This window comes from Croceibacterium ferulae (assembly GCF_003660445.1).
Classification (GTDB): Bacteria; Pseudomonadota; Alphaproteobacteria; order Sphingomonadales; family Sphingomonadaceae; genus Croceibacterium; species Croceibacterium ferulae.
Genome location: NZ_QZVQ01000033.1, coordinates 1 through 1,615, shown reverse-complemented (window position 1 = coordinate 1,615; position 1,615 = coordinate 1). Strand labels below are relative to the sequence as shown.

Sequence of the window (1,615 nt, the reverse complement as noted above, 5' to 3'; positions counted from 1 at the left end):
GCCGCTACTGCGCTCGCACATGGCAGAGCCGGGCAGCATTGCCCATGTGTCAGTCGGTGCGCGGCCTCAGGCGTCCTCCACCCCGTTGCTGCGCTGCGCCTGAATACACGCTTCGAGCGCCGAAGGGCACTTCGAAGGATCGCCTCGAGAACTTCGTGATAGCGTAACTGCGGTACCGAAGACGCCAGCTCTGATGGTGAGTTCTAGCGATTGGTCGCCTGAATCAGATCTCCGTACCAGTACGTAAAATTTACCTTTTTTGTTGAGGATTGGTGGTGCGCAAAGCAACATCTAGCCCTGCAACACCGACTTCAGAAAAGATGATAGGGGCTGCCAAATGCGCGTGCTGTTGATCGAAGACGAGCCGACCACCGCGAAGGCGATCGAGCTGATGCTCACCGCCCAAAGCTTCACTGTCGATGCCACCGACCTGGGCGAGGACGGCCTCGATCTGGGCAAGCTGTACGATTACGACATCATCCTGCTGGATCTAAACCTGCCGGACATGCACGGCTATGACGTGCTGAAGAAGCTGCGCGTCGCCAAGGTGCAGACGCCGGTCCTCATACTCTCGGGTATTTCCGAAATGGACAGCAAGGTTCGTTCGTTTGGCTTCGGCGCAGACGATTACGTTACCAAGCCGTTCCACCATGGCGAGTTAATCGCCCGCATCCATGCCGTGGTCCGCCGTTCCAAGGGACACAGCCAGTCCATCATCCACACCGGCAAGCTGGCGGTGAACCTCGACGGCAAGACGGTAGAGGCCGATGGCGCGCGTATTCACCTGACCGGCAAGGAATATGAAATCCTGGAGCTCCTGTCCCTGCGCAAAGGCTCCACGCTGACAAAGGATATGTTCCTTAACCACCTGTATGGCGGCATCGACGAGCCCGACGTGAAGATCATTGACGTGTTCATCTGTAAGCTGCGCAAGAAGCTAACGAGCGCCTGCGGCGAGGACTACATCGAGACGGTATGGGGCCGCGGCTATGCGCTTCGCGACAAAGCAGAAGCACTGCTGGCCGCCTGAGACTCTCGCCCCACAAACTGGGAACATCACTTCCGCCTGAAAGTTGCGAGGCTCAGGTCGGGTATGTCGCGGTGGCACTCACGAGCGATTGATCAACTCCGGCAGTGCCGCCTGTCGATCTGGGTACGAGCGGCGCACGCTGCACCTCGCGACTTTGTTTAAACGTAAGACCGAGACTGGGGAGAGTTGATTAGTGGCTAAGTCGTGGATGTTTGCGCTTGCGATACTCAGCGCGGCGATGGCCACTCCTGCTCGGGCGGACCGCCAAACGGAGCGATACACGTCCGTTACAGTGTTTGGCGACAGCCTCGTAGATGCTGGCAATTACTACATTGCCACAGATGGTGCGATGCCCGACCCAGCGCTTGGCTATCACCAGAACCGCTTTACCAACGGCTTCAATTACCCTGATCTTCTATCGCTGGACCTGTTCGGCGTGCCCACCACCCCGTCGCTGCTCGGGGGCAACAACTTCGCGTTCGCCGCCGCCCGCATCGTCGACACTGGGGACAGCATCCCCGACCTCCAAGCCCAGCTCAGCGCGTTTGAGGCCTCGGATCTCGGCGTCGATCCCAACGGTTTGTA

The 1,615-nt window shown here is 58.8% G+C and carries 1 protein-coding gene and 1 pseudogene; both read left to right on the top strand.

The annotated features are described in order from the left end of the window. Window positions 1-337: 337 nt before the first annotated feature. Window positions 338-1,030, top strand: a complete 693-nt coding sequence (gene ctrA / locus D5S08_RS16275; protein ID WP_121120231.1) for a response regulator transcription factor CtrA — start codon at window positions 338-340, stop codon at window positions 1,028-1,030. A gap of 349 nt (window positions 1,031-1,379) precedes the next feature. Next, window positions 1,380-1,615 (top strand): annotated as a pseudogene (locus tag D5S08_RS16620) (hypothetical protein); the annotation flags it as partial.